The 21,161-nt window shown below is 65.3% G+C and carries 22 protein-coding genes and 1 tRNA gene; 5 read left to right on the forward strand and 18 right to left on the reverse strand.

The window, feature by feature from the left end:
* Nucleotide 1: 1 nt before the first annotated feature.
* The 4 genes from D9V29_RS09440 to D9V29_RS09455 are packed head-to-tail and all read right to left on the reverse strand — an operon-like array spanning nucleotide 2 to nucleotide 4,584.
* Complete coding sequence (locus tag D9V29_RS09440; protein WP_121673079.1) at nucleotides 2-760, reverse strand: fumarylacetoacetate hydrolase family protein; 759 nt, start codon at nucleotides 758-760, stop codon at nucleotides 2-4.
* A 33-nt stretch (nucleotides 761-793) separates the two neighbouring features.
* On the reverse strand, nucleotides 794-1,915 hold the full coding sequence (locus tag D9V29_RS09445) for a branched-chain amino acid aminotransferase (protein WP_121673080.1): 1,122 nt from the start codon (nucleotides 1,913-1,915) through the stop codon (nucleotides 794-796).
* A 24-nt stretch (nucleotides 1,916-1,939) separates the two neighbouring features.
* The gene (locus D9V29_RS09450) at nucleotides 1,940-2,995 is read right to left on the reverse strand and encodes a 3-isopropylmalate dehydrogenase (protein ID WP_121673081.1); all 1,056 of its coding nucleotides are present in this window, start codon (nucleotides 2,993-2,995) and stop codon (nucleotides 1,940-1,942) included.
* Nucleotides 2,996-3,054: 59 nt separating this feature from the next.
* Complete coding sequence (locus D9V29_RS09455) at nucleotides 3,055-4,584, reverse strand: MFS transporter (protein ID WP_121673082.1); 1,530 nt, start codon at nucleotides 4,582-4,584, stop codon at nucleotides 3,055-3,057.
* Nucleotides 4,585-4,646: 62 nt separating this feature from the next.
* On the opposite strand from D9V29_RS09455, the gene D9V29_RS09460 reads away from it, so the two are divergent.
* Nucleotides 4,647-5,237 carry a TetR/AcrR family transcriptional regulator gene (locus D9V29_RS09460; RefSeq protein WP_229790512.1) on the forward strand — a complete coding sequence of 197 codons (591 nt, stop codon included), beginning with the start codon at nucleotides 4,647-4,649 and terminating at the stop codon, nucleotides 5,235-5,237.
* A gap of 101 nt (nucleotides 5,238-5,338) precedes the next feature.
* The gene (locus tag D9V29_RS09465) at nucleotides 5,339-5,587 is read left to right on the forward strand and encodes a DUF6458 family protein (RefSeq protein WP_121673084.1); all 249 of its coding nucleotides are present in this window, start codon (nucleotides 5,339-5,341) and stop codon (nucleotides 5,585-5,587) included.
* A gap of 64 nt (nucleotides 5,588-5,651) precedes the next feature.
* Here D9V29_RS09465 and serA read toward each other — a convergent pair whose 3' ends face one another.
* The 9 genes from serA to otsA all read right to left on the reverse strand — a co-directional run bounded on the left by serA (nucleotide 5,652) and on the right by otsA (nucleotide 15,786).
* Complete coding sequence (serA, locus tag D9V29_RS09470) at nucleotides 5,652-7,244, reverse strand: phosphoglycerate dehydrogenase (protein WP_121673085.1); 1,593 nt, start codon at nucleotides 7,242-7,244, stop codon at nucleotides 5,652-5,654.
* Between the two features lie 89 nt (nucleotides 7,245-7,333).
* Nucleotides 7,334-7,687: a bacitracin resistance protein gene (locus D9V29_RS09475; RefSeq protein WP_121673086.1), complete on the reverse strand. Its 354-nt coding sequence runs from the start codon at nucleotides 7,685-7,687 to the stop codon at nucleotides 7,334-7,336.
* A complete protein-coding gene (locus D9V29_RS09480; RefSeq protein WP_147436251.1) occupies nucleotides 7,687-8,157 on the reverse strand; it encodes a hypothetical protein in 471 nt (156 codons plus the stop codon). The genes D9V29_RS09475 and D9V29_RS09480 overlap by 1 nt, the downstream gene beginning before the upstream one ends.
* A gap of 157 nt (nucleotides 8,158-8,314) precedes the next feature.
* Nucleotides 8,315-9,343: a ketol-acid reductoisomerase gene (gene ilvC / locus D9V29_RS09485; protein WP_121673088.1), complete on the reverse strand. Its 1,029-nt coding sequence runs from the start codon at nucleotides 9,341-9,343 to the stop codon at nucleotides 8,315-8,317.
* A 59-nt stretch (nucleotides 9,344-9,402) separates the two neighbouring features.
* On the reverse strand, nucleotides 9,403-9,912 hold the full coding sequence (gene ilvN, locus D9V29_RS09490; RefSeq protein WP_121673089.1) for an acetolactate synthase small subunit: 510 nt from the start codon (nucleotides 9,910-9,912) through the stop codon (nucleotides 9,403-9,405).
* A 2-nt stretch (nucleotides 9,913-9,914) separates the two neighbouring features.
* Nucleotides 9,915-11,723, reverse strand: coding sequence for an acetolactate synthase large subunit (locus D9V29_RS09495; protein ID WP_121673090.1), 1,809 nt, complete (start codon nucleotides 11,721-11,723; stop codon nucleotides 9,915-9,917).
* 48 nt (nucleotides 11,724-11,771) lie between these two features.
* On the reverse strand, nucleotides 11,772-13,466 hold the full coding sequence (gene ilvD / locus D9V29_RS09500; RefSeq protein ID WP_121673091.1) for a dihydroxy-acid dehydratase: 1,695 nt from the start codon (nucleotides 13,464-13,466) through the stop codon (nucleotides 11,772-11,774).
* A 35-nt stretch (nucleotides 13,467-13,501) separates the two neighbouring features.
* A complete protein-coding gene (gene otsB, locus D9V29_RS09505; protein WP_229790511.1) occupies nucleotides 13,502-14,284 on the reverse strand; it encodes a trehalose-phosphatase in 783 nt (260 codons plus the stop codon).
* Nucleotides 14,281-15,786: an alpha,alpha-trehalose-phosphate synthase (UDP-forming) gene (gene otsA / locus D9V29_RS09510; RefSeq protein WP_121673093.1), complete on the reverse strand. Its 1,506-nt coding sequence runs from the start codon at nucleotides 15,784-15,786 to the stop codon at nucleotides 14,281-14,283. The genes otsB and otsA overlap by 4 nt, the downstream gene beginning before the upstream one ends.
* Nucleotides 15,787-15,939: 153 nt before the next feature.
* Between otsA and D9V29_RS09515 the strand changes: the two genes are divergently transcribed.
* Nucleotides 15,940-16,131 (forward strand): hypothetical protein, encoded by a 192-nt coding sequence (locus tag D9V29_RS09515; RefSeq protein WP_121673094.1) that lies wholly within the window; start codon nucleotides 15,940-15,942, stop codon nucleotides 16,129-16,131.
* Nucleotides 16,132-16,242: 111 nt separating this feature from the next.
* Nucleotides 16,243-16,788: a hypothetical protein gene (locus tag D9V29_RS09520; protein ID WP_121673095.1), complete on the forward strand. Its 546-nt coding sequence runs from the start codon at nucleotides 16,243-16,245 to the stop codon at nucleotides 16,786-16,788.
* 5 nt (nucleotides 16,789-16,793) lie between these two features.
* Here the strand turns inward: D9V29_RS09520 and D9V29_RS09525 are convergent, their stop codons facing one another.
* The 5 genes from D9V29_RS09525 to D9V29_RS09545 all read right to left on the reverse strand — a co-directional run bounded on the left by D9V29_RS09525 (nucleotide 16,794) and on the right by D9V29_RS09545 (nucleotide 20,214).
* On the reverse strand, nucleotides 16,794-18,194 hold the full coding sequence (locus D9V29_RS09525; protein ID WP_121673096.1) for a glucose-6-phosphate dehydrogenase: 1,401 nt from the start codon (nucleotides 18,192-18,194) through the stop codon (nucleotides 16,794-16,796).
* Between the two features lie 25 nt (nucleotides 18,195-18,219).
* Nucleotides 18,220-18,705, reverse strand: coding sequence for a DsbA family protein (locus D9V29_RS09530; protein ID WP_229790510.1), 486 nt, complete (start codon nucleotides 18,703-18,705; stop codon nucleotides 18,220-18,222).
* Between the two features lie 121 nt (nucleotides 18,706-18,826).
* Nucleotides 18,827-19,174, reverse strand: coding sequence for a biopolymer transporter Tol (locus tag D9V29_RS09535; RefSeq protein WP_121673097.1), 348 nt, complete (start codon nucleotides 19,172-19,174; stop codon nucleotides 18,827-18,829).
* Nucleotides 19,175-19,190: 16 nt separating this feature from the next.
* Nucleotides 19,191-19,982 (reverse strand): alpha/beta fold hydrolase, encoded by a 792-nt coding sequence (locus D9V29_RS09540; protein WP_121673098.1) that lies wholly within the window; start codon nucleotides 19,980-19,982, stop codon nucleotides 19,191-19,193.
* Nucleotides 19,983-20,138: 156 nt separating this feature from the next.
* Nucleotides 20,139-20,214 (reverse strand) — tRNA-Lys (locus D9V29_RS09545).
* A 125-nt stretch (nucleotides 20,215-20,339) separates the two neighbouring features.
* Here D9V29_RS09545 and D9V29_RS09550 point away from each other — a divergent pair.
* The gene (locus D9V29_RS09550; RefSeq protein ID WP_121673191.1) at nucleotides 20,340-21,134 is read left to right on the forward strand and encodes an inositol monophosphatase family protein; all 795 of its coding nucleotides are present in this window, start codon (nucleotides 20,340-20,342) and stop codon (nucleotides 21,132-21,134) included.
* Nucleotides 21,135-21,161 lie beyond the last annotated feature (27 nt).

A 21,161-nucleotide genomic window follows, 5' to 3' on the forward strand; every position in this document is an offset into this window, starting at 1 on the left:
GTCAGGCCGCTGTGTTGCGGAGGACACCGAGGCCAGTGACGGCGACCTCGACGGTGTCGCCGGAGACGATCGGGCCCACTCCGGCCGGTGTCCCTGTGAGGATCACGTCGCCGGGAAGAAGCGTGAAGACCGCCGAGGCGTATGCGATGATCTCCGCGACCGAGTGGATCATGTCTGACAGTGGTGCCTGCTGGCGCACGTCACCGTTGACCCGGGTTTCAATCGTGGCTCCGTCGAGCGAGAACTCGGTCTCGATCACCGGGCCGAGCGGGCAGAAGGTGTCGAAGCCCTTTGCGCGGGTCCACTGGCCGTCCTTCTTCTGAAGGTCGCGGGCGGTCACGTCGTTGCCGATCGTGTGCCCGAAGATGACGCTTGCAGCGTCCTCGGCGCGCACATTCCGTGCCACGGATCCGATGACGACGGCGAGTTCACCCTCGTGTTCGATCCTGTCCGAGAGGCTCGGAAGCACGATGCGGTCGTTCGGTCCGATCACGGAGGTGTTCGGCTTGAGGAACAGGAGCGGCTCTGCGGGGGCCTCGCCACCCATTTCCTTGGCGTGGTCGGCGTAATTCTTGCCGACACACACGACCTTGGACCGAGGGATCACGGGAGCGAGAAGAACGGCGTCGGCGATCGGAACCCGCTCACCGGTGGTCTCGAAGCCGCCGAACATGGGGTCGGCGGCGAGCACCACCAGGTCGGTCTCGTCGATGATTCCGAAGTTGATGGCACCGTCATGGCTGAATCGCGCAATTTTCACGAGTAGAGCCTAGCCGGGAACCAGCGTCGATGCTCAGGCGTCGAGCCGGTAGAGCCAGTTGTGGCGGTCGTCGCGGCGACCGTACTGAATGTCGGTGAGTTCCTCGCGGATCGACATCGTGAGCTCGCCCGCCTCTGCGTCTGCTGACCCGATCGAGAATTCTGATGTCTTCAGCTCCGCGATCGGCGTGATCACCGCGGCCGTCCCGCAGGCAAACACCTCGGTGATGTCACCGGACTCGACGCCGGCACGCCAGTCTTCGACGCTGACCGCGCGCTCTTCGACCTCGTATCCGCGATCGCGAACGAGCTGGATGATGCTGTCGCGGGTGACACCCTCGAGGATGCTTCCCGTCAGCTCGGGCGTGACCACCCGGTTGTCCTTGTGCACAAAGAAGATGTTCATGCCACCGAGCTCTTCGATGTGGGTGCCGGTCTCGGCATCGAGGAAGAGCACCTGCGCGCAGCCGTTCTCCGCGGCTTCCTGCTGCGGCAGCAGCGAAGCAGCGTAGTTGCCGCCGCACTTCGCCGCTCCGGTTCCGCCACGGCCCGCTCGCGTGTACGTGGTCGACAGCCAGATGGAAACGGGCTTCACTCCCCCGGAGAAGTACGCCCCTGCCGGGCTCGCGATCACGTAGTAGCCGACCTTCTGGGCAGCGCGCACGCCGAGGAAGGACTCGTTCGCGATCATGAACGGACGCAGGTACAGGCTTGTGTCTTCTCCCGAAGGCACCCAGTCATTGTCGACGGCGACGAGACGGCGGAGGGATTCGAGAAAGTCGTCTGTGCTCAGCTCCGGCAGAGCGAGCCGTCGTGCCGACCGCTGGAATCTCTCCGCATTTTTCTCCGGGCGGAACGTCCAGACCGACCCGTCGTCGTGGCGGTAGGCCTTGAGGCCCTCGAAGATCTCCTGCGCGTAGTGCAGAACGGATGCCGCCGGGTCGAGGAGCAGCGGACCGTACGGCTGCACACGCGCGTCATACCACCCGTCCTCGAGCGTCCAGTCGATGGCGACCATGTGATCGGTGAAGTGCTTGCCGAAGCCGGGGTTCGCAAGGATCTCCTCGCGGCGCGCCTCGGCGATGGCTGATTCTGACGGACGGTGCTCCCAGGCGAGGGGGAAGGACTCGGTGCCGGTTCCTGCTGCAAGTGTCATGTGCGTTCCTTTGGGTGCTGAGATCTAGTGTGCGCCGAGTGAGGCCACGATCGCATCCCCGACGGCGGAGGTCGATCGCTTCTCGCCCGTCCGGGCGGCGATGTCAGCGGTCACTGCGGCCGTGACGGCCGCGGCTTCGGCGGCGAGGCCCAGGTGCTCGAGCAGGAGGGCCACGGAGAGGATGGCGGCGGTCGGGTCAGCCACCTGTTGCCCGGCGATGTCAGGAGCCGATCCGTGGACCGGTTCGAACATGCTCGGGAAGGTGCCGTCCGGGTTGATGTTGCCCGAGGCCGCCAGACCGATGCCCCCGCTGATTGCGCCGGCCAGGTCGGTGAGGATGTCGCCGAAGAGGTTGTCCGTGACGATGACGTCAAATCTAGCAGGGTCGGTGACGAGGAAGATGGTCGCCGCGTCGACGTGGAGGTAGTCCACCGCGACATCCGGGTACTCCGCGGCGACGGCATCCATCGTTCGCTTCCAGAGCTTGCCCGAGAACGTCAGGACGTTGGTCTTGTGCACGAGGGTGAGCTTGTTCCGTCGGGTGGATGCCTTCTCGAACGCAAACCGGACGACGCGTTCCACCCCGTAGGCGGTGTTCACCGACACTTCGCTCGCGATCTCCTGCGGCGTTCCCTGGCGGATCGTGCCGCCGTTTCCGACGTACGGCCCCTCGGTACCCTCTCGGACGACGAGGAAGTCCACGTCACCCGGGTTCGCGAGCGGGCTCGGCACACCGGGGTACACCCGGGTGGGACGGAGGTTCGCGTAGTGGTCGAGCGAGAATCGGAGCTTGAGCAGCAGGCCGCGTTCGATGTTCGCACTGGCCAGCCGAGGGTCGCCTGGGGTCCCGCCGACGGCACCGAGCAGGATCGCGTCGTGGCTCCGGATCGCGTCGAGGTCGTCGTCGGTGAGCACGTCGCCGGTCTCGAGGTAGCGCGTGGCCCCAAGCGAGAATTCCGTCGTGTCGAAGCTGACGTCGCTTTCGCGGGTCACCGCGGAGAGGACCTTGACGGCCTCCGCGATCACTTCGGGTCCGATTCCATCACCCGGGATGACCGCTAGCTTGACCTGACGCGACATGAACGCTCCATCCTGGGGATCTTCTCCGACCCGTCCAGCCTATCGCCGCGGAGGATCCGTCAGCGCACGCGACGAAGGGAGGTGAGCGCGAGGATCGCAGCGGCGATCATGAGTCCGACGCCCAGCCATGCGGCCAGGCCGACGCCGCTGTCGAAGGCGTGCCGTGCCGAGTTGAGGAGCTGTTCGGCGGCACCGGCAGGAAGCTCACCCGCGACGTGCACCGCTCCCCCGAGCGTCTCGCCGGCGGCGTTCTGCTGGGCGGCGTCGAGCCCGTCCGGCAGCACCACAGAGTTTCGGTACGAGGCGGTGAGGATCGTGCCGAGGATGGCCGTGCCGAGCACGGCACCCAGTTCATACGCGGTCTCCGACACCGCGGAGGCAGCGCCCGCCTTGTTGACGGGAGCGTTGGCAAGCACCAGTTCATTCGAGACGGTTTCCGCTGCGCCGATCCCGAGACCGAGCAGAAGGAAGCAGATGGCGATCCCGATGGCATCGACGGCGCCACCGGTCACCGCGATGGCGGCATAGCCGACGGCCGAGATCGTCAGGGCGATCGGAACGACGACCGACGGGCGTACCCGAGCCGCGATGGGCACAACAAGAAGTCCGGACAGAATCATGACCACGAGGCCGGGAACGAGTACGAGGCCCGCGGTGAGCGGCGAGAGGCCGAGCACGAGCTGCAGGTGCTGGGAGACGAAGAAGAGGCCGCCGACCAGCGCGATCACGCTCAGCAGGTTGATGAGAATCGCGCCGCTGAAGGCCGGGATGCGGAACAGCGCCATGTCGAGCATGGGAGTCTCGAGTCGGTTCTGCCGACGAACGAAGAGCGTTCCCGCTGTCAGCCCAGTCACGATGGCCACGACACCAAGAAGGTCCAAACCTTCCGTCGCCATGTGCTTGATTCCGTAAACGATGGGCAGCATCGTGACGAGTGAGAGGACAATGCTCGCGATGTCGAGCTTGCCCGGAGCCGGGTCGCGGGATTCGGGAACGAGGACCGGCGCGAGGATGAACAGGGGCAGCAGCACCGGCACGGCGATCAGGAACACCGACCCCCACCACAGGCTTTCGAGCAGGATGCCGCCGATCACCGGTCCGAGGGCACTCCCGGCGGCGAATCCGCTGGCCCAGACCGCGATCGCGAGCCGCCGCTGCTCCCTGTCGCGGAAGATGCTGCGGATGAGCGAGAGCGTCGACGGCATGAGCATGGCGCCGAAGAACCCCAGCGCTGCGCGAGCCGCGATGAGCATCTCGATCGACGGCGCGAACGCTGCGAGGATCGACACGACACCGAAACCTGCCGAACCGATGAGCAAAAGCTTCTTCCGTCCGACCCGGTCGCCGAGGCTTCCCATGGCGACGAGCAGTCCGGCGAGGACGAGCGGGTAGATGTCGATCATCCACAACAGCGCCGTGCCACTGGGGGTGAGTGCCTCCGAGATCGCGGGCAGCGCGAAGTTCAGCACCGTGTTGTCGACGGACACCAGCAACACGGGAAGCATGAGCACCGCGAGCGCGACCCAGCCGCGCGTGCCGACACGCAGGGATGTCGGTGTCGAGCCGGTGTCGAGCAGAGGGGTAGCCATGGGATGTCCTTGCCGGTGTGGGGAAAGCTTTGACTATACCGACTGGACGGTATAGTAGCAACGTGACCTCTCCAGTATCGAGCTCAGACAACCGGATGCCTCGTCCCGCCTCCGCGCGCGACCGCGTGCTCACCGCCTATGAAGATCTCCTGATCGAATCGGGGGAACGGGGCGCGACTCTCGACGCCGTCGCCGCCCGCGCCGGCGTCTCGAAAGGCGGATTGCTGTACCACTTCGGGTCCAAAGACGCGCTTGTCGAAGGCTTCATCGCCCGCTTGATGGACCTGACCGAAGAAGACATCGACATCATGCTCGCCGCGCCGGAAGGCGTTGTGGACTACATCATCCGCACCTCGGTCAACGAAGGAACGGCTTTCGACCGGGCACTCATCGCCGCAGCCCGTCTTGCCCAGACGGCCGATCCCCGGGCAGGAGTCGCGCTCGCCAGCATCCATGACCGCTGGCTCGACGTCGTGACGCAGGTCGTGGGCGATGCGACAGTGGCGCGGGCCATCGTCCTCATCAGCGACGGCCTCTATTACAACTCCGCACTGATGGGCATGGGAGCGACCGAACCGAACGATCCGACAGACGAAAGGCTGGACCGCCTGCTCGAGGTCATCGCCCGTCTCGGTGCAGCTTCGCGCCCATAGCACACGGGAGTTCCCGGCCGCGGGGATACCGGCATCCCTAGCCGTGCGGTCCCGTCCGGCCCTAGGGTGATCTCATCAGCACCGGAAAGGGAGCTATCACCATGAGTATTGGTTTGGGAATTTTCCTGTTTGCGATCGGGGCGGTCCTGACGTTTGCATTGAACATCACGGTCGACTGGATCGACCTCGACCTGGTCGGTTACATCCTCATGGGTGCCGGCGTCGTCGTGGTCATCATCGGTATCGCTCTGCTCGCGCGGAAGCGCAGCTCCGTCACGACGACGAGGAGCGGCATCGACCCCGCCACTGGCGCGCGCGTCAACACCTCGGAGCGCGACGAACGACTGTAGTCCGCCACCCGAACGACAGAAGGGCCACCGCAACCGCGGTGGCCCTTCTTGTGTTTTCACTCTCTTACTGCTCGGTTACCTCGATGGCCCGCAGCACGGAGGCGTCGATGTCAGACCGCACGGCGTCGAGAATCGCGTCTGGCACCGGAGAGTCGACGGTGAGCACGCTCAGCGCCTGGCCACCGGCCGCCCGTCGGGCGACCTGCATCCCGGCGATGTTGATGCCTGCCTCACCGAAGCGGCGGCCGTAGACGGCGACGATTCCGGGGCGGTCGGTGTACAGCATGACGATGTGGTGCTGCGCGATCGGCACCTCGACGTCGTAGCCGTTGATCTCGACGAGCTTCTCGATCTGCTTGGTGCCGGTGAGCGTTCCGGAGACCGAGATCTGCGAGCCGTCGCTCAACGCGCCGCGCAGGGTGATGATGTTCCGGTATTCCTCGCTCTCGGCATCCGTGAGGAGTCGAACGACGATGCCACGCTGCTCGGCAAGAAGCGGAGCGTTGACGTACGAGACCGTCTCACTGACGATGTTCGTGAAGATCCCTTTCAGCGCCGCGAGCTTGAGCACGCTGACGTCGTAGTCGCTGAGCTCTCCGTGCACCTCGACGTCGACGCTCGTGAGCGGCGAGTGCGCGAGTGAGGCGAAGACCTGGCCCAGCTTTTCGACGAGTGGGATGCCTGGGCGCACGTAGGGATCGATGACGCCGCCGGCGACGTTGACAGCGTCCGGCACCAGTTCGCCGCCGAGGGCGAGACGCACGGAACGGGCGACGGAGACGCCGGCCTTCTCCTGCGCTTCGTCGGTCGATGCGCCGAGGTGAGGGGTGACGATGATGTTGGGCAGACCCAGAAGCGCGTCGTTGGTCGGAGGCTCGGAAACGAACACGTCGAGGCCTGCACCCGCGATCGTGCCGGAGACGAGTGCCTCGTGGAGCGCGTCCTCGTCGATGAGACCACCGCGGGCGACGTTGACGATGTATGCGGTCGGCTTCATGAAGGCGAACTGCTCGGTGTTGATCATGCCCGTGGTCTCCGGGGTCTTCGGCATGTGGATCGTGACAAAGTCCGAGCGCTCGAGGAGTTCATCGAGCGTGACGAGCTGGACGCCGAGCTGCTGCGCCCGTGCGCTCGTGACGTAGGGGTCGTAGGCGACGATGGTCGTGCCGAACGCCTGTAGACGGGCCGTGATGAGAGCACCGATCCGCCCGAGCCCGATGATGCCGATGGTCTTCTCGTACAGCTCGGTACCGGTGTACTTCGAGCGCTTCCACTGCCCCTGGGCGAGCGCGTTGTGTGCCTGCGGGATGTGGCGGGCGAGGCTCAGGATGTGTCCGACGGTCAGTTCGGCAGCAGAGATGATGTTCGAGGTCGGGGCGTTCACGACCATCACACCGGCGGCGGTCGCTGCCTTGATGTCGACGTTGTCGAGTCCGACGCCGGCGCGCGCGATGACCTTCAACTGCGGCGCAGAGGCCAGCGCTTCGGCGTCGACCTGCGTTGCGGAGCGAACGAGGATCGCGTGGGCATCGGCGAGCGAGGAGAGCAGCGCCGGCCGGTCGGTGCCGTCCACCTGGCGGATGTCGAAGTCAGGGCCAAGCGCGTCGACGGTTGCTGGGGAGAGTTCTTCGGCGATGAGTACGACCGGTTTTGACACAGGGGACATCCTTTGCTGGCAATGGGGAGGTCGGGCGCCGCAGTCGTCGGGACGCACGTGCTCCAACTTTAGTGGACGCCGGTGGCGTGTTACGTCAGGACGGTGCCCAGCCCGAAGACGGCGAGGAGGCTCAGGGAGATTGCCGCGACCGCCCCGAGTCCGGCCAGGTACAGCAGAACCTGGGCGAGTGGACTGCGACGTCTTCCGATCCAATAGGAGAGGCCGAAGACGCCGAGAGGGAGGAGGATCCCGAGAATCAGCACCACCCAGCCGACGGCGTTGATCGTGGTTCCGAGACCGGATGCCACGACGCTCACCCCGACCAGGTTGCCGACGGCTTCCCAGACGTCGAACGCGAAGAAGAGGCCGAAGAACACGGCGAGAGTGACACCCAGCCATGCGGGGGTCTGCGTGCGCGGCTCCACGGGAGTTTCGGCGGTCATCAGCTGGCTCCCACGATGAACGGCCACGGCGCGAGAACGAGCGCTCCCATGACGAGCGCGATCATCCGACCGCGGAGGGATGGTGCTCCACGCGTCAACCAGAGAGTGGCCGCCGTCCACAGGGCGGGCGCGAGCACGGCGAGCCAGAGGCCGACCGTGAACATGAGCGAACCGACGATGTCGGCGGGCGCTCCGGTTGCTCTCTGCGCCGCGATGAGCCAGCCGATCGTGTACAGGAGGTAGACACCGGCGAGGATGCCGTGGGTCACGAGAGCGACGGAACTCATCTGTCCCGAGCGCTGGTCCTGGGGTGCCGTCGCAACACGTCCCGGCTTCCCGACGACTCTCCATCCGCTGGAGACGGTGCTCTCCGATGACGGTGCAGACCCGGCCGGACGCGACACCTGCGCGCCCGGTTCGGTGTCGCCCGCCCAAGTCAGTGCGTCATCGTCTGGGGAATCCGAACTCATGCCTGTCAGCGTACCCGCGATGCGATGGTCGAGATCGCAGTTGCGCACTCAAGAACCCGCCCGCGGGCGATCTTGGGCGCGCAACTGCGATCGCACCGCGAACAAACGACGAACGGCTCCCGCCTCAGGCGGGAGCCGTTCGTGATGGTGCTGGAGACTAGCGGGCGACCGAACCGTCGGTGTAGTCGTCGTCGTTCGAAGCGTTCCAGGCGAAGAGCTTGCGCAGTTCGCGACCGGTCTCCTCGATCGGGTGAGCCTCGCCCTTGGCGCGGAGTTCGAGGAACTCGGGTGCTCCGGCGTCCTGGTCGTCGATGAACCGCTTCGCGAAAGCACCGGACTGGATGTCGGCGAGAACAGCCTTCATGTTCTCCTTGACCGACGGGTCGATGACGCGAGGGCCGGAGACGTAGTCGCCGTACTCAGCGGTGTCGGAAACACTCCAGCGCTGCTTGGCGATGCCACCCTCCCACATGAGGTCGACGATGAGCTTGAGCTCGTGGAGAACCTCGAAGTAGGCAACCTGCGGCTGGTAGCCGGCCTCGGTGAGAACCTCGAAGCCATACTGAACCAGCTGCGAGGCGCCACCGCAGAGAACGGCCTGCTCGCCGAACAGGTCGGTCTCGGTCTCTTCGGTGAACGTGGTCTTGATTCCGCCTGCGCGGAGACCGCCGATGGCCTTGGCGTAGCTGAGCGTCAGCGGCCAGGCGTTACCGGTGGCATCCTTCTCGACCGCGACGATGACGGGCACTCCGCGACCGGCCTCATATTCGCGGCGAACAGTGTGACCAGGTCCCTTCGGAGCAACCATGAGAACATCGACGCCCTCCGGCGCCTCGATGTAACCGAAGCGGATGTTGAAGCCGTGACCGAAGACGAGAGCCTTGCCCTCGGAGAGCTGGTCCTTGATGGACTCCGCGTAGATCGTGCGCTGGAACTGGTCGGGCGCGAGGATGACGATGACGTCAGCCCATGCTGCTGCCTCAGCGACGGTCTTGACCGTGAAGCCCTGTTCCTCGGCCTTGGCGATCGAGTTCGAGCCCTCCTTGAGGCCGATGACGACCTCGACGCCGGAGTCACGGAGGTTCAGCGCGTGGGCGTGACCCTGCGAGCCGTAGCCGACGACGGCCACTTTCTTTCCCTGGATGATCGAGATGTCGGCATCTGCGTCGTAGAAAATCTCAGACAATGTTTGTTTCTCCTTGTTGTTGAGGTTGGTGGGCGGCCCCGGTGAAAAGCCGGCGCCTGCTAGTTCTTGAAAACGCGTTCGCTGATGGACTTGGAGCCGCGGCCGATGGCAAGGAGGCCGGACTGGGCCATCTCCTTGATGCCGTACGGCTCGAGCACCTTGAGAAGCGCGTTGGTCTTTCCTGAATCCCCCGTGACCTCGATCACGACGGCATCCGTTGCCACGTCGACGACCCGGGCCCGGAACAGGTTCACGGCCTCCAGCACCTGCGAGCGGGTGGTGTTGTCGACGCGCACCTTGATGAGCAGATGCTCACGCTGAACGGACTGATCGAGATCGAGCTCGACGATCTTGATCACGTTGACGAGCTTGTTCAGCTGCTTCGTGATCTGCTCGAGTGGAAGACCCTCCACGGTCACGACGACGGTGATCCGGCTGAGGCCGGGTACTTCGCTCGTGCCGACGGCGAGGGATTCGATGTTGAAGCCGCGGCGCGCGAACAGTCCGGCGACACGCGTCAGAAGACCGGGCTTGTTCTCGACAAGCAGGCTCAGGACATGTCTGCTCATTCTCAGGCCTCCTCATCGAACGACGGGCTGTGGTCCCGCGCGTACTGGACGTAACTGTTGCTGACCCCCTGCGGCACCATCGGCCACACCATCGCGTCGGCGCTCACGACGAAGTCGATGACCACCGGGCGGTCATTGGTCTCGAGGGCCAGCTGAATGGCCGCGTCGACCTCGTCGGCCGTCGTCACTCGGATGCCGAGGCATCCGTAGGCTTCAGCGAGCTTGAGGAAGTCCGGGATCCGGACGGTATCGTGCCCGGTGTTGAGGTCGGTGTTCGAGTACCGGCCGTCGTAGAACAGCGTCTGCCACTGACGGACCATGCCGAGCGACGAGTTGTTGATCACCGCGACCTTGATCGGGATCTTGTTGATCGCACACGTCGCCAGTTCCTGATTCGTCATCTGGAAGCAACCGTCGCCGTCGATCGCCCAGACCACGCGGTCCGGTTCTGCGACCTTCGCACCCATCGCCGCAGGAACGGCGTAACCCATGGTTCCCGCTCCCCCGGAGTTGAGCCAGGAATTCGGGCGCTCGTACTTGATGAACTGCGCCGCCCACATCTGGTGCTGGCCGACGCCCGAGGCGTAAACGCCCTCCGGCCCGGTCAGCTCTCCGATGCGCTGGATGACGAACTGCGGGGCGAGAAGACCGTCCGTCGGCTCGGTGTAACCCAACGGGAACTCCTCGCGGAGCCCGTTAAGGTACGTCCACCAGGCTTCGGTGTCCGGCGTCGTCGTGGCGAGGGCTGAACCCAGCGCGACGGTGAGGTCGGCGATGACGTCCTTGGCATCGCCGACGATGGGGACGTCTGCCGTGCGGATCTTCGAGATCTCCGCGGGGTCGACGTCGACATGCACGATCTTGGCGTTCGGAGCGAACAGAGCGGTCTTGCCCGTCACCCGGTCGTCGAACCGGGCGCCGAGGGACACGATGAGATCGGACTCCTGCAGCGCGAGCACCGCGGGGACCGTTCCGTGCATTCCGGGCATTCCGAGGTGCTGCTCGTGCGAGTCGGGGAATGCCCCGCGCGCCATGAGCGTCGTCACGACCGGCGCTCCGATGAGTTCGGCGAGCTTGAGCAGCTCGTCGGAGGCGTGGGCACGGATGACGCCGCCACCGACGTAGAGAACGGGCTTTTTCGCGTCGACGAGCAACTGCGCTGCGGCCTGGATCTGCTTGCCGTGCGCTTTGGTGACCGGGCGGTATCCCGGCAGGTCGATCTTCGGAGGCCAGATGAACGGCGCTTCCTGCTGCTGGGCGTCTTTCGTGATGTCCACGAGCACCGGGCCCGGTCGCCCGGTCGAGGCGATGTGGTACGCGGCGGCGATTGTCGACGGGATGTCGTCGGCATCCGTCACGAGGAAGGAGTGCTTCGTGATCGGCATCGTAATTCCTACGATGTCCGCCTCCTGGAAGGCGTCCGTGCCCATGAGGTTCGAGAACACCTGTCCGGTGATGGCGAGGAGCGGGACAGAGTCCATGTGCGCGTCCATGATCGCGGTCACGAGGTTCGTCGCGCCCGGGCCTGAGGTCGCGATGGCGACGCCAACTTTTCCGGTGGATGCCGCGTAGCCCTCGGCCGCGTGGCCGGCACCCTGTTCATGGCGAACGAGGATATGGCGGATCTTGGAGGTATCCATCAGAGGGTCGTAGACGGGCAGGATCGCGCCGCCGGGCAGACCGAAGACGTCGGTGATACCGAGAAGCTCCAGCGTTCGGACGACTGCTTCGGCTCCGGAGATGGTGTCCGGGCCTGGCTGGGCGGCCTTGAGATCGGCGGGCGATATGGCGGTGCGTGGTTCCGCAGGCATCGTATGGATTCCCTAATCGATGGTTGGATCTGAATGTTGGGCGCAGAACTACCCCGTGATCGCGCCCTCCGCGGCGGAGTGCACGAGCTTGGCGTATTTTGCGAGAACTCCACGGGTGTAGCGCGGGGGAAGCGGTGCCCAGCCTTGACGGCGGGCGGCCAACTCTTCTTCGTCGACAAGTAGGTCGAGCGACCGAGCTGCGATATCGACCCGTATCAGATCACCATCGCGCACGAAGGCGATGGGACCTGCGTCCACGGCTTCGGGTGCTATGTGGCCGATGCAGAGGCCGGTTGTGCCGCCTGAGAATCGACCGTCCGTCAATAGTAGTACATCTTTTCCAAGCCCAGCGCCCTTGATGGCGGCGGTGATGGCGAGCATCTCACGCATGCCTGGGCCACCCTTCGGGCCCTCGTAGCGGATGACGATGACGTCGCCGGCTGAGATGGCTCCCTCGGTGAGGGCATCCATCGCGGCGCGTTCGCGTTCGAAGACGCGAGCGGGGCCTTCGAAGATGTCCGCGTCGAAACCGGCGGTCTTGACGACGGCACCCTCGGGGGCGAACGTTCCGTGGAGCACGGTGATGCCACCGGTCGCGTGGATGGGGTTGTCGAGGGTGCGGATGACCTCACCGTCGAGCGGCATCGGGTTGAGGTCTGCCAGGTTCTCGGCGACGGTCTTTCCCGTCACGGTCAGGCAATCTCCGTGGATCAGGCCGGCGTCGAGGAGCGCCTTCATGACGACGGGGACGCCACCGTGACGGTCGACGTCGTTCATCACGTACTTACCGAAGGGCTTGAGGTCACCGATGTGCGGGACCTTGTCACCGATCCGGTTGAAGTCTTCGAGGGTCAGGTCGACTTCGGCTTCACGTGCGATGGCGAGCAGGTGGAGAACGACGTTGGTCGATCCACCGAACGCCATGGCGACCGCGATGGCGTTCTCGAACGCCTTTTTCGTGAGGATGTCGCGGGCGGTGATTCCGAGGCGCAGCATGTTGACGACGGCCTCACCCGAGCGGTGCGCGAAGTAGTCGCGGCGGCGGTCAGCCGACGGTGGCGCTGCTGAACCGGGAAGGCTCATTCCGAGTGCTTCGGCGACGGATGCCATGGTGTTGGCAGTGTACATACCGCCACAAGCGCCCTCACCGGGTGCAATTGCGCACTCGATGCGCTTGAGGTCTTCTTCGCTCATGGTGCCGGCCTTGCAAGCGCCGACGGCCTCGAACGAGTCGATGATCGTGACGTCCTTCTCGGTGCCGTCGCTGAGCTTGACCCAGCCGGGGGCGATCGATCCGGCATAGAGGAACACGCTCGCGAGATCGAGCCTGGCGGCCGCCATGAGCATGCCCGGCAGCGACTTGTCGCAACCGGCGAGGAGAACAGTGCCGTCGAGGCGCTCCGCCATGACAACGGTCTCGACCGAGTCGGCGATGACCTCGCGGGAGACGAGCGAGAAGTGCATCCCCTCGTGACCCATCGAAATCCCGTCAGAGACGGAGATCGTTCCGAACTGGAGCGGGTAACCCCCGCCGGAGTGAACGCCTTCCTTGGCGCCCTGCGCGAGCCGGTCGAGCGACAGGTTGCACGGGGTGATCTCGTTCCAGCTCGATGCGATACCGATCTGGGGCTTGTCCCAGTCTTCGTCGCCCATGCCGACAGCGCGCAGCATCCCGCGCGAGGTCGTGGCTTCGATTCCGTCTGTGACTGCTCTACTGCGAGGTTTCAGGTCGATCTCTGACATGTACCGAGTCTAGAACCTCGAGCATGCTCCGGATTTCATCGACCGGTCGCCGCGCGCAGGGTCGCGAGCCGATCGAGGACCCGGGCCACCTCTTCCGGACCGCTGACCCGGTACGGCGCCATCGTCGGGCCCTCACCGCTCTTCAGCGGAAGGTCGCCCTCGCCGAGCACGGCGAATGCGTCCTCGTCCGTTACGTCATCACCGGCATAGAGCACAGCCGTCGCACCGGTGTAGTCCCGCAGGTGGTCGATCCCGTCACCTTTGGTCGCGCTGAGAACCGAGAACTCGAGGACGTTCTTGCCGTCGCGCACCGTGGCATCCGGGGCGACATCTGCAATGATCCGGCGCGCGTCGTTCTCGGCGCGGAAGACGGCGTCGGCGTCGAGGCCGCGCGTGTGGACGGCGAAACCGGCGGGTTTACGTTCGATCTTGGCACCCGGGTGTTCGTCGGGAAATCCGGCGAATGCGCGGGCGAGAGCGGTCACCCGTTCGCTGTCCTCGGCGTCCAGCGGCGGGTGGGCGTCGACACCGTCGAACCGGTATTCGGCGCCGTGCGAACCCACGAGCAGCACGCCCTGCTGGGCGTCGGTCGCGAGTTGAAGGCTGTCGACGGCGCGCCCGGAGACGTACGCGACAGTGGTGTGCGACACCTCGAGCAGCCGATCGACGGCGAGACGAGCCTCGGGTAGCGCGCGGGCGTCTTCGGGGCGGTCGACGAACGGAGCCAGCGTGCCGTCGAAATCCAGGGCGACGAGCAGGTGCTCCGTTTCGGCGAGCCGCGCGAGTGCTGTGTCGAGGCCGGGGTCGAGCGCGCTCACTTGCGGCCGTCCGGGTGCTCGTGCGACACCGGGTGCGCCGTCGTCGCGCCCGCGAGTTCCTCGAGGAAGACGCGAGACCATTTCACGACGTCGTTCTCGAGAACGCGCTTGCGGAGTGCTCGCATCCGACGGCGCTTCTCGGACTCGGGCATCCCGATCGCCTGCATGATCGCATCCTTCACACCCTCGATGTCGTGCGGATTGATGAGGAGCGCCTGACGCAGATCGTCGGATGCCCCCGCGAATTCGCTGAGGATGAGGACACCCCCGAGATCAGCCCGGGTGGCGACGTATTCCTTGGCGACAAGGTTCATCCCGTCGCGGAGTGCGGTGACCAGCATGACGTCCGCTGCAAGGTACAGCGCGACCATCTCTTCGCGCGGGTAGCCCTGATGGAGATAGCTGATGGCGGTGTGGCCGATCGACCCGTAATCACCGTTGATCCGTCCGACCGTCAGCTCGATCTCGTCGCGGAGCTGCATGTAGCTGGCGACACGTTCGCGGCTGGGGCTCGCGACCTGGACGAGCGTCACGTCCTCGACGCTGACTTTGTCCTCAGCGAGGAGTTCGCCGAAAGCCTTGAGCCGGTGTCCGATTCCCTTGGTATAGTCGAGCCGGTCGACCCCGAGCATGATCGTTTTCGGGTTGCCCAGTTCTTCGCGGATCTGTTTCGCCCGAGCCTGGACCGACGGGTCCTTCGCGAGTTCGACGTAGCTTGTCGCATCGATCGAAATCGGGAATGCTCTGGCGATCACGCGGCGGACGGGTGCGCCTCGCACGTGCGACCGGTCGCCGGTCGTCGCATCGGATGAGTCGCCAACGGGAACCCAGACGCGGGACCCCTTCGTCTCGTACCCGAACAGACGGCGTACTGCGCGCGTGAAGTTGCCGGCGTCGGCGACCCTCTGGAATCCGATGACGTCTGCGCCGAGCAGCCCGGAGATGATCTGCTGCCGCCACGGCAGCTGGGAGAAGATGCCGTATGCGGGGAATGGAATGTGGTTGAAGAACCCGATGGTGAGGTCGGGGCGGGATTCCCGGAGCATCCCCGGCACGAGCTGCAGTTGGTAGTCATGAACCCAGACCGTTGCTCCGTGGTCCGATACCCGGGCAGCGGCGTCGGCAAAACGTCGGTTGACGTCGACGTAGGTCTCCCACCATTCGCGGTGATAGGTCGGCTGCGCGATGACGTCGTGGTACAGCGGCCACAGGGTGTCGTTCGAGAAGCCCTCGTAGTAGAACTCGATCTCTTGTTCGTTCAGCGCGATCGGCACCATGCGGATGCCCTCGTGCTCGAACGGCTCAACCTCGACGTCTGGAGCCCCCGGCCAGCCGATCCATGCTCCGTCGGATGCTTTCATGAGCGGTTCGAGGGCGGCGACGAGGCCGCCCGGTGACATCCGCCAGCCGGTCGATCCGTCGGGCTGGGTGACACTGTCAACGGGAAGGCGGTTGGCGACGACGACGAAATCGTACGTCTCGCCAGCGCTGGGTGTCGTCACGGTTGAGCTCCCTCGGCCACGGTTGATCGGCGCCTCACAGGCTATCAGCCAGCTCCCGCGCCTTACCGGGGTCAGGCGATTGTGGTAAGCAGGAGCCCGCAGCAACTCGGACGCCCTGTGCCGATAGCGTCGATCTCTCGAAAGGTGCACCACATGCGCAAGTACGTTCTGAACTTCACCGTTATCAGTGCCATCGCCGGTGCGTTCACACTCATTCGGACCAGCAAGGCCGCACCCCGCGACTGGCGACTCGCGTTGCTCTGGATCGGCTGGCTTGTCACGGTCGCAAACGCCGTCGCACAGGCTTCCGAACAGGCCGAGCAAAAGAAGAAACTTCCCCGCTGAGAAATCACCCGTTTGCCGCGCCATCGTGCGCCTGTCGGCGTGTCAACGCCCCCGTCTCGGGGCCAGTGCGCCACACTGGAGCAACGTCACCAGTAGCAGGGAGCTCCGGACATGTTTGGTCGCCGCCGTCACCGCGCACCGGTCATCGTTGCCCCACCGGCACCGGTACCGGCGCCAGGAATCGAGCTCTCCGAGGAGCAGCTCTTCGAAAAGGTTCGCGCCAGACTTGATGCCCACATGGGCTCGACAGGTGACTGGACTCTCGTGCGCCGGAGCAACACAGACACCGACACGTTCTTCCACGAGATGGCTGCCTTCTCGCTGGCACGCCAGATCACGTCAGCGATCGTCGGGGCGCCGGTAGCCGCACGCGACACCGCTGAGACGGCACCGGATGTCGCTCCGACCATCACCGTGCAGGCTGTCGCCGCGACCGCTTCAGGAACCGCTGTCGACGTCGCCCCGGAATCATGGGTCGCACCCGCTGCGGATTCCTCCGCGACGGCCGCCACAGCCGAACACATCATGTTCGAGCTGAACACCGTTGCCGTCTGGGCTGATCCTCAGCGTCACGATCCCTCCCACGTCGACCAGGAGATGGTGACGCCGTCCCGCTCAGCCTCGAAGAGGCGCTGGAACGGAACGCGGGTTTCCTGACCGAATCAGCCCTCGCGTTCCTGGGGCAGAACTCCGATCGGCTCCCAGCCGTCCGGTCCGGGAGAACCCGCGGCGTACTCGTCGAGAGCGACATCGTTCGCGCGCCAGGCGGCGAGGATCGGTTCGACGATCCGCCAGCTCTGCTCAGCGGTGTCGCCGCGGACGGACAGGGCCGGGTCGTCGTCGAGAATTCCCTCGAGCACTTCGCCGTACGCGCTGAACTGGCCGGGACCGAAATCCGCCTCAAAAGTCGTGCGCTCGAGGTCATGCGGATCCGCCGGACCGTTGATGTTGATTGACAGCGACATCTTGTCCGGGGCGAGGAAGAGGCGCAGAACAGTCGGGCCGGTCTTACCCTCAAAGCCGATGGGGATGTGGTTCGCGGGCTTGAACCGCACCACGATCTCGCGACGGCGCGCGGCGAGCGCCTTACCCGAGCGCAGCGTGAAGGGAACGCCTGCCCAGCGCCAGTTGTTCACTTCGAGGGTGACTTCGGCGAGGGTCTCGGTTTGCCGGTCCGGGTGGACACCCTCTTCGTCGACGTACGACGGGTAGGCGCGATCGTCGACACTGCCGGCGGTGTATCGAGCGCGGGAGCTCGACGCGACCGGGTCGCCCGCCCATGGCCGGGTGGCGCGAAGGACGAGGCCCTTGGCATCGCGGAGGTCCGCCGCGTCGAGTGTCGCCGGTGGCTCCATCGCGAAGACCGCGAGCACCTGCAGGAGGTGGCTCTGGATCATGTCGACGAGCGCGCCGGCTCTGTCGTAGTACCCGGCCCTGCCTTCGAGACCGAGCTGCTCGTCGTAGACGATGTCGACGCGTTCGATGTGTTCGGCATTCCACAGAGGTTCGAAGATCCGGTTCGCGAAACGGAAGCCCAGGAGATTGAAGACGGTCGACCGACCGAGGAAGTGGTCGACGCGGTGGACGCGGTTCTCCGGAACCAAGCGAGCGAGCTGCGCGTTGAGAGCTGCCGCACTGCCGCTGTCCGTCCCGAATGGCTTCTCGAGCGCGAAAACCGTTCCTTCAGGCAGTTCGACCTCTTCCAATGCTGCGCACGCTTGCACAGTGACAGCGGGAGGAAGGGCGAAGTACAGCGCCGGCGTCCCCTCCGTCGCGCTTAGGAGCTCGGCGAGAGCTGCGGTGTCGGTGACATCGGCGCGACGGAACGTCGTGCTCGTCAGCAGCGCCTCGACGGCGGGACCCGCCGCCTCCACCGTCGCGAAGGAGGTCGTCACGATCGCGCGCCAGGCGGCATCCGTCAGTTCCTCCACTCCGACCCCCACGAGCCGCACGCGTCTCTCACTTTGGCTGGTGAGGAGCTGGCCGAGCGCCGGGAGAAGAAGCCTCGCGGAGAGGTCGCCTCCACCGCCGAGCAGGAACAGGGTCGTCGTAGGCGGCGTCATGCTCCGACACTACGCCAGGGCCTCCTCAGCTCCCGGAATGACGCCCGGCGGTTGACTCGAGAGCAGCAATCAGGGATTGTGCGTCGTACGGGCCGGTGTGCCGAACGCCGTTCACGAAGAATGTCGGAACCGCGGTGATGTCCATCGCCTCGGCATCGAGCATGTCGTCGCGTACGCGGCCAGCGACCGCCGCTGACCGGAGGTCCGACTGGAACTGCTCGACGTCGAGGCCGAGTTCCTGGGCGCGACGGATGATGTGCGACGGGAGCTGGTTCTCCTGGTCGGCGAAGAGGCTGCGTTCGAACTCGAAGAACCTGCCGTGCAGCGATGCAGCTTCGGAGGCTTCCGCTGCCGCGAGCGCGTTGGGGTGAAAGCGGGTCAGCGGAGCGTGACGCCAGACGTAGCGCAGGCGGTCGCCGAGCTCCCGGTGTACTTCGTCAACGGATCCCGTTGCCTTGCGCGGATGTGCTCTTTTATAGCCCCGCCATCGCGTGAACGCAACGAGCGTCATCTCTTGACGCAATCGGCACAGGAGATTGCACGGTTTACAGGATGCTTTCGCTCGTTTCGTCCTGATAATCGTGCGATCTCCTGCAATGCCGACGACGCGATCTTCGCGTGGGCCGTCGGCACTACCCCTCGTTCACGTCGAGTGCCTCCAAAGCGCTCAAGGCATCCTGCGCTCGCGCGAGACGGTCGGGTTCGTTCTCCTCCCACCAGTACGCTCCGCGTTCGCCGAGCCCGTTCTTGGCCAGGCCGACACGCTCTCGAGCTGCGGCCACAGCTCGGTCGTCCCCGGCCTGCTTCGCCCTGCGGACACCGGATCGCCCCCGACCGAGATGCGACTTCAGCTGCTCGACGACGTCGGGCAGGAGTGATGGATCGGTTCGCCGCCACCGACGACCGTTGATCACGAGCCAGCGTTCATCGTCCTCGGGCGTCGATCCGGCGCGAGGACCACTCACATCGTCGGAGAACATGGCTCGACTCTACGACTCAGGCCACGGACCTGAGGAACTGAGAAATGTCGGCACCGCATTGCTCCGGGCGCTCCCACAGCACGAGGTGCCCTGTCCGCTTGTAGACCACCAGACGCGCGCCCGGGATCGCAGCCGCGAGGGCCTCGTGATCCTGCGCTGGCACGAGGTCGTCGCCCTCGCCTCGCAGAATGAGGGTTGGGCATCGAATCTGTCCCGTAACGGTCGGCGGTCGGGCACTGGTCAGCGCCGTGAGCGTCCGCTGCCACGATCGTGCTGTCATCCCCCGCGCGTCGTTCTCGCGATCCGCAAGATACCAGGAAGGAACGGGACTGACGACGGGGAACAGCTCCAGCGTCCGCTGTGCCCATTCCGGGGAAACCGGGTCGGCAAGCGCCTCGACCTCGTCGGCGAAAGGAGCCCGGCCGTGCAGGCTCAGCGGCGCGCCGACCAGGATCAGCCCCGACACTCGATGGGGATGAAGAACCGCCGTTTGTTGCGCGACGTACCCGCCGCTTGAAGAACCGAGCAAGACCGCCGAGCGAATGGCCATGGCGTCGAGGAAGGCGATCACATCGAGCGCAGCGTCATCGAGTCCGTATCCGCGAGCCGGTTCCCCGGCACCGCCGTGGCCGCGTTGATCGAACGCAAAGACGGGATGGTCGGCAGGGAGCTCCGGCAACAGGCGATCGAAGGCTCGCGCGGATTCTCCCCAGCCGTGCAGGAGAACGATGGGAAGTCCACCGGCCTCTCCGGCGCGATAGTAGGGCACAGACACACCGGTGCGAAGCTGCGCGACGCCTCGGATCATGGCTGCCTCTCTCCTGGAGTCCGACGAGCCGAGTATATGGATGACACGTCCATCGAGTCACCCCTGCGCATCTCGACATGGGCAGGGCTGACGCGGAACGCTGCCACAAAAAAACTCCCCGAGCCACTCGGGGAGTTTAGAAGTTTCGTGAGAATGTGGTGCACCCCCCGAGACTTGAACTCGGAACCCACTGATTAAGAGTCAGTTGCTCTGCCGATTGAGCTAGAGGTGCGTTTCCTGGCCAACCGATTGCGCGGTGAACCGTGGAAAACTTTAGCATGCGTCTTGCAGGAATCGCGAATCGAGACACCGGCCGGCCGGCCAGCGCACGGAACCCTCGGCACTATCGTGGAAAGCATGACGACGCCCCTTTCCTCCCTGGCGGATGACCTCGCTCTCGCCCTTCGACTGGCCGATGCGGCTGACGCGATCTCGCTGGCCCGATTCCGTTCGGGAAACCTCGAGATTTCGACGAAGCCGGATGCCACGCACGTCACGGACGCGGACCTCGCGGTCGAGCGGGCACTCCGCGAGATCCTGCAGACCGAGCGCCCGGACGACGGCATCCTCGGCGAGGAATATGGCACAGGCGGCTCGACCCAACGTCAGTGGATTCTCGATCCCATCGATGGAACGGCGAACTTCCTCCGTGGTGTACCCAACTGGGCGACGCTGATCAGCCTCGCCGTCGACGGCGTTCCGGTCGTCGGCGTCGCGAGCGCCCCTGCCTTCCGTAAACGGTGGTGGGCAGCCGAAGGCGCTGGAGCGTGGCTGGCGGAGGATGGTCTCGACGCCCGCCGCCTGCAGGTGTCAGGTGTGGAGAAACTCGAAGACGCCTCGCTGAGCTTTCAGAGCATCGCCCAGTGGGACGAAGCCGGGTACCTCGACCGACTCATCGGCCTTGCGCGCTCGGTGTGGCGTGACCGCGCATATGGGGACATGTGGTCGTATGGTCTGCTCGCGGAGGGACTTATCGACATCGTCGGGGAATTCGACGTCAAGGAGTACGACATCGCGCCCTTCGTCATCCTCGTGCGGGAGGCCGGCGGCCGATTCAGCGCGATCGATGGAACGGACACCATCGCGGGCCGGAGTTCGCTCGCGACCAACGGCATCCTGCACGATCAGGTTCTCGGAGCGCTCGCCCGCTGACTCGCCTATCACACGGGAACATATGCT

The sequence above is a fragment of the Mycetocola manganoxydans genome (assembly GCF_003667545.1).
Lineage (GTDB): Bacteria > Actinomycetota > Actinomycetes > Actinomycetales > Microbacteriaceae > Mycetocola_A > Mycetocola_A manganoxydans.